We start from the raw sequence: 6,366 nt of genomic DNA, 5'->3' as shown, positions 1-6,366 counted from the left end.
GGTGGCAGGATGGGTGGTGGGCGGCGGCACCTCCTGCTGAGAATCCGACAGCAGGGCGTTGGTAATGGGGTTCACCCCGTTGCTGCAGCTGACGATGAATGCGGTGGGCAAGCCGATCACCACCACGATCAGCAGCAGGCATTTCAGATACTTCAGCCGGGCAGCCTCCCTTGCCTCCAGCACTGCCTCCTGGCTGGACACGGGCACGCTGATGGGGTGCAGCTTTTCCAGCTGTTCCACGTCCGGCATCCGATCCGGTGCCTGCTCCCCATGGGCAAAGGGCGGCAGCTGGGCATAGCTCCCCACTGTGGCTTTCAGGTCATTGTATTCGTCCACCGTCATGGCAAAGGACGCAGCCCGCTCCAGCAAGCCCTGTGCGTTGGGATCCGGCTGGGTAAAATTCCTGCTCCGGAGCCGTGCCAGCCCAAGCCATACCCGGTAATGCTCCGGTGCCTCCTGCGCCAGCTGACGGAACACCGCCTCCGCCTCTGTGAAAAGCCCCAGCTCCAGCAGGCCCTCCGCCCCCCGGATCGCCTGCTCCATACCCTCTCTGTTGTCCCTGTCCATTCTGATCGTCCTTTCGATGTGCTATTTCCCCAGCTTTTCGTATGCCTCCAACGCATCCGCCGCCAGGTGCAGCTGTCGGTATGCCCCTGCGTAAGCCGCATACACCGCCTCCAGCCGCTGACCGGTTACCTGTAATGCCTGTGCCGCTCCGGCGGATACCCGATCGTCCAGCGCCTCCTGGTATTGATGCACCGCCCTGTTGATCCGCTCCTGCGCTGCCATGCACTGCTCTGTAGTGCGCCGGAGCCTGTCTGCGGTATCCCGCAGTGCATGGGGCGCTGCTGTTTCCATCCGTTCCATGCTATCACCTAGTATCTGATTCGGTTCATTGCATCCTCATAGTCAGAGATCGCCTTCCACGCCTGTGTTCCCAGCTGCTGGGGCTCCTCCATGCACCGGATGGCATGCTCCATACCGGACAGGTGGGTCTGCCCCTGTGCTTCATATGCCTCCAGACCCGCAGCAAGGGATTCCAGAAACCGTTCCAGTGTCCGGATCTGACTGCCCAGTGCCGTGACTGCGCCCCCAAGCCGTGCAAGCCGTGCCCGGCACTGATCCATTTTCGGCGCCGCATCCCCCATTTGTACCGCCAGCTCCTCCGCCTCCTGCCGGGCGGTGCGGATCCGCTCCTGTGCATCGGCGATCTGCCGTGCCCCCTGTTTCAGGGCATTCCGTCTGCCCTGTTCCAGGAAGGCATAGGAGGGGTCGTTTTCTGCCGGCAGGGGCATAGCCTTTGCCGCCCGGTACTGACGCTGGGCTTCCTCCAGCGCCTCCTCCGCCGCCTTTTCCCGGCACAGTGCCGCCTCCCGCCGGCGAAATGCGCTGCCCAGTCCGTCCTCCAGCCGGTACAGCGCCGCCTGGTTCTGCACCATCAGCTCCCGCACCTGATCCAGTTGCTGCTGCATCTGCCTGCACTTTTCTCCGGCGGCTGTCTGCTCCGCCCGTGCCGACCGTTCTGCATGCTCCCCACGCCGGGCAAGCTGCCGTGCGGTCTGCTGCATCCTCGCCAGACTCTCATCCAGCTCCTGCTTGGCAAGCCGCACCGTTTCCGCTGAAAACCGTGCCATGTGAACCTCCTTTTGCAGTCTGCTGCATCTGCCCGTTCTGCATGCTCCGCCGCTACTCCTCCGGCGGGGCAAGGGACGCCGGATCAAAGGTCAGGGGCTGTACCTCCGGGCAGGTCTGCTCCAGGGGCTTCAGCAGCTCCTCAAATGCCGCCTGCTCCGCCGTGAACAGCCCCCACGCCTGCCGGGTCATGCCGTTGAGCCGCTCTCCCAGAGAGTCGTCCCACCGGGCAAGGTTCTGCATCCGGTTCATTGCCGCTGCGCCTCCCGCAGCAGCTTTGCCTTCCGGGCAAGATCCCCCTCCATGGCGTGGAGCAGCTTCAATTGCTTGACCGCATCCGCCACCGTAGCATCCAAAAAGGCAGAGAACCGGTCATACTGCTCCCCACGCCAGAAGTCATGCATATTGGCATGCTCCTGCTTCAACTGCAAAAACAGCCGGGACATGGTGTCTACATACTCCCCCAGTTCCTTGCTGAACGCCAGGATCGCCTCCTCCGGATGCTCCGTTTGCGCCCGTATGGTATGCTCGCTCATAAAATATCACCCCGCTGCAAATACATCCGGTACAGCTCCGCCATTTTTTTCGTATCCGACACCTGCCGGGCGATCTCGCCCCCAAGCCGATCCACGCTTTGCCGCATATAGCCCAGCTCCTCCTCCAGACGCACCGTCACCTGATCCTCCAGCATGCCGCTGAGGGCACGGGTGCGCTTTTGCAGGTACGCCTCCGCCTCCTGCATCCGATCCAGCTGCTTTTTTAAGGATGCGGTATACTCCTCCAACCGGGCAAGGTCTACAAAAAATTTATCCTGCATACCGGCTCCTTTCACCCATCCAGCAGGGCTGCCCGATACCGGTCAAACCAGCCCTTCCAGTTCTCGTACTGATAGGGACGCACCTTGGATACATTGGGCAGCACCACGCAGCAGTTTGCCGCCAGGGTATCCACCGACACATATTCGCCGCCGTTGCTCCAGTCCGCCGCCGCAAGGGCTTCCCTGGAGCAGAACACCGCCCGTTGGTACCGGATGCCTCTGGGGATCAGCTCCCGGAGCCGCTGGGGCTCCTTTTCCGTGAGGATCACGAAAATATGCTGCTCATAGCCCCGTGTGTACAGCAGTTCCAACTGCTGGCTCAACTCCCGTGCCCCCGGTGCAGCCCCTCCGTCCGTATCCATCAGCAGTCGGTCAAAGGCACTGAGTTCCTCCCGGGGCGCAGCCTGCTCCGGCGCAAAGTCCAGGATATTCCGGGCGCTGCTGACGATAAGCAGTCTGGGGCTCAGGTCGATCTCCGCCCCTGCCTTCAGCCCGTCCAGCCGTGCATGGTACAGGTCATGCAGCCGGGTGATCTGTCCTGCCGCATCCCCTTCGTTCTTGATGTATGCCACACTGCCGGACAGCATGGGCGCCATATCCTCCAACGGGCTTCTGTATTTGCGCCCCTGGCTGGTGTAGTTCAGGTCGCAGTAGGTGACTGCATCCGCCAAGGGACAGCCCTCCGCCCGGAGCTGCTGCAAGAAGCTCAATGCCGCAGAAGCCTCCAGAGCACGCAGCCTGGACAGCTCCCCCAGCATCACATAGCCGGAGAAGGTGCCGCTGGACAGCTCCAGTCCCACCGGCTCATCGGACAGAAAGGACTGCCCCAGCACCAGTTGATACCCGGTATCCCCCGGCTCCGGCAGCACGCACCGGCACAGATCGGAGTTCCCCTCCCCCACCAGAAGTGGTGCTTCGTTGCCGGAAATGATCATGGGGGGCACGGGAATATTCGCCCACTTGTCACAGATCTCCTTTGCGATCCGCTGATGCTCCGCCCCATTGGTTTTCCCTGCCCACGCCGCCTTGAACAGGGTGGCATGCACGCCCCCGTCCTCCGACTGATAGGCAAGCCCCCGCTCCTGCTGCAAATCGGTCATCATTTCTCCGCTGCGGCTGGTTTCAAAGGCGCTGTTGATGGTATTCTCCGAACCGCTGAACACGATCCGGTTGAAAATCTGATCCTTCGCCTCCCTGCCCACGCAAATGGCCTGGCTGCTGAGGATGATGCTGATGCCGGCGTTCCGGATCTCCTTGAGCAGCGCCAGCAGCCGGGCGGAGCACTTTGCCGCCAGTGCCGCACTGCCGTTTCCGGTGGCCTCCAGCATATTCTGGTACTCGTCAATGATGACAATGGTGCGCTTGAGCCTGGGCAATTCCCCGCTCTGCACCTTTTTGCTCATGTGATAGGTCTTGAAATCCGTTGCCCCTGCCCGGTTGAACAGCCGGTTCCGCTGCTCCTTCAGAGCGGAGATCTTGTGCAGCACATCGTAAGCGTCCTCCACCCGGTTTTTCAGGGAAAGAAAGGACACATGGGGAATGTAGGCGCTGGCCTCCCCCGGACGCTTCAAGTAGTTGGAAAATTCCACCCCATCCTTAAAGTCAATGAGGTAATACTCCAGCTCCTCCGGAGAATACGCCATTGCGCCGCTGAGGATGAGGGTATGCAGAAACGTGGTCTTGCCGGAGCCTGTGCCCCCGGCGATCAGAGCAGCGGATTTTCCGGTGCTTTCCACATCCAGACGGAAGTACTGCACCTGGTTGCCGCTCCTGCCCACCGGAATCTTCAATTCATCGTAATAGGGCGTCCGGTCATAGGCTTCGTGCAGCAGGGAATCCAGCTGGATGGGCCGGGACACATATCTTGTGGAATCCGCCAGCAGCTGCCACAGCGCCCCCTCCGAAAACGCCGGCTGGGCAATGTCCGCCCTGTATGCTCTGCCCCCTGCGGTGAAGCACCCCTCCCCGGTGTAGGTCACCACCAGTGAGCCGTACCTGTCCGCATCCAGGGGCGGCACCGGCTCACCGAACCGGGTCAGCCGGGCGTCCGTATGGTTCACCAGCAGGGTGAGAATGCCGCAGCGCCCACCGCTTTCCAGAAGATTCTCCACCTTTTTCCGGACGGAGCGTTCCTCAAAGGCATAGGGATAGTTGTGGATCACCACCAGCACAAAAGGCTGAGGCGTATCCGGACAATGGGCGTTGTAGTCGTAGATATTGGCGTATTTTCTGCCGTAGAACCGGATCCGCTCCTCCATCAGGCTGCTGATCCGGTCAACCCCTGCGGCAATGGCATCCTCCGTGGCCTTGGGGCCGTCAAAGGTAACAGCCTCCCCCACCCCGTTGGTCAGCTCCGACACCAGGGAGCATACCACACCGGACAGATCCCCCTGCATGCCGCAGACGTGCAGCGCCTTCACCGGGAAGGATACCAGAAACTGCAAAAACCAATTCACCAACAGGCTCTCAAACTCCCGGCTTTCGATCTGTGCGCCGGTGGCGTTCACCACAATGGAGGAAAAATTCGGGTTCAGCTCCACATAAAAGGGGTTGGAACAGAAGGCCTCCGGATCCGGGTGGAAATTTTCCTGCCAGAACCTCTCCGTTTCCGGGGACAGGGCGAATGCCGCCCGCCCCAGCAGGATCTGCCTGGGGGCTTCCTCCGCCCCCAGCCGGTCACAGGACAGCAAATCGCTGCGCACCTGTACCGCCTGCCGGTTCAGCCCTTCACATAGTGCCCGGCATTCCCCATACGCCTGCCACCGGGTCACATCACACTGCTCCCGGCAGGTGCTGTCGATCTGCTCTCCCCGATCCTCCCGATCCCGGCGCAGCTGTGCCCGGATCGCCCTTGTGGGATAGTCCCGATCCAGCAATGCGTCCAGTTCCTGGTACAGCGCCCTTGCGTTGCAGTAGGATACCGCCAGCCGCTCGCACACGGCTTCATCCTGGGCAGCCGGCTGCACGCACAGGGATTTTGCGGCGGAAAGAAACGCCTTTGCATGCATGGAGAACGCATCCAGGCACTTCTTCCCCCGCAGGGGCAGAGGCTTGGTTTCTGCAATCACCTCCGACAGCAGCGGCCCGTCCGCCGGGAATTTTTTCTGGATCCGCTGAATTTCCGCAACCATCTCCTCCATGGCATGCAGATCGGTTTCCACCTGGCTTCTGGGAACAGCGTATAAATCCCCATTGGCACGCTGATAGGTCTGCTCGTTTTCCCCATGCGCCTGCCGGGCAGCCTCCTGCGCCCGGGCGCACCGCTCCCCGAATGCGGCGGCAAGCTCCGTCAGCCGCTGCTGATTCAACAGATAATCCTTGTCCATCTTCATGCCCTCACCTGTCATACCGTACACTGCCGCAGATCCGGATTCTTCAGCATATCCGCCACCTGGGGCTGCTTGCACTGTTTATAGATGCTGCTGGAAAGAAAGGGAATGTTTCGCTTCCGGCAGCGTTTTTTCTCCTTGAATACCTTCTTGCCGAACACCGGATCCTGTGCCATCCGATCCTCCAGCGCCATGCAGGTCTTGAATGCCCCGATGAGCTTTTCCAGCATGGGCACGCTGCATAGCTGCTGCCGCTCCTCCGGGCTGAGCCGGTGAAATTTCATTTCCAGCAGTGCCACCTGGGGCAGCCAGTCATACACCGGCGCCGTCAGCACCGTCCGGGCGGTGGTGAATACCTCCTGGTCGATCATGGCAGACCGCAGCACCACCGGTGCCAGTTCAAACGCCCCCGTATCCGGCACCAGGCTCCGGAGTCTTTCGGACAGGGTGAGAAATTCCGGCTCGAATGCCATGACATCCTTGCACCAGGCAATGCGTGCGCCGCAGATTTCTGCCGCCCGGGTGCAGTACGCCGGGGTGCACCACTGCTCCTCCTTCCGGGGCAGCTCCAGCGGCGGCAGGGAGTCC

The 6,366-nt window shown here is 61.4% G+C and carries 8 protein-coding genes; all 8 read right to left on the bottom strand.

Translation table 11 applies throughout. From position 1 onward, the window contains the following. Positions 1 to 567, bottom strand: a 567-nt coding sequence (locus QVO51_RS02465; protein ID WP_288167776.1) for a tetratricopeptide repeat protein, incomplete at its 3' end; no start/stop codon positions are given. Between the two features lie 21 nt (positions 568 to 588). Beyond that, positions 589 to 867: a PE domain-containing protein gene (locus QVO51_RS02460; RefSeq protein WP_022357093.1), complete on the bottom strand. Its 279-nt coding sequence runs from the start codon at positions 865 to 867 to the stop codon at positions 589 to 591. Positions 868 to 875: 8 nt separating this feature from the next. Further along, positions 876 to 1,634, bottom strand: coding sequence for a hypothetical protein (locus QVO51_RS02455; RefSeq protein ID WP_022357092.1), 759 nt, complete (start codon positions 1,632 to 1,634; stop codon positions 876 to 878). Positions 1,635 to 1,686: 52 nt separating this feature from the next. Next, positions 1,687 to 1,884: a hypothetical protein gene (locus QVO51_RS02450; protein WP_022357091.1), complete on the bottom strand. Its 198-nt coding sequence runs from the start codon at positions 1,882 to 1,884 to the stop codon at positions 1,687 to 1,689. Beyond that, positions 1,881 to 2,168, bottom strand: coding sequence for a hypothetical protein (locus QVO51_RS02445; protein WP_015559307.1), 288 nt, complete (start codon positions 2,166 to 2,168; stop codon positions 1,881 to 1,883). Before QVO51_RS02445 ends, QVO51_RS02450 begins: the two co-directional genes overlap by 4 nt. Then, on the bottom strand, positions 2,165 to 2,449 hold the full coding sequence (locus QVO51_RS02440; protein WP_022357090.1) for a hypothetical protein: 285 nt from the start codon (positions 2,447 to 2,449) through the stop codon (positions 2,165 to 2,167). Before QVO51_RS02440 ends, QVO51_RS02445 begins: the two co-directional genes overlap by 4 nt. 11 nt (positions 2,450 to 2,460) lie before the next feature. Beyond that, the gene (locus QVO51_RS02435) at positions 2,461 to 5,796 is read right to left on the bottom strand and encodes an FtsK/SpoIIIE domain-containing protein (protein ID WP_022357089.1); all 3,336 of its coding nucleotides are present in this window, start codon (positions 5,794 to 5,796) and stop codon (positions 2,461 to 2,463) included. Further along, entirely contained in the window at positions 5,793 to 6,251 is a 459-nt protein-coding gene (locus QVO51_RS02430; RefSeq protein WP_022357088.1) for a hypothetical protein, read from the bottom strand. The genes QVO51_RS02435 and QVO51_RS02430 overlap by 4 nt, the downstream gene beginning before the upstream one ends. Positions 6,252 to 6,366 lie beyond the last annotated feature (115 nt).

Source organism: Ruminococcus sp. CAG:379, assembly GCF_000434255.1.
GTDB classification, from domain to species: Bacteria; Bacillota; Clostridia; order Oscillospirales; family Ruminococcaceae; genus Ruminococcus_F; species Ruminococcus_F champanellensis.
The sequence above is the reverse complement of the archived record's forward strand: the minus strand, read 5'-3'. Positions and strand labels throughout refer to the sequence as shown.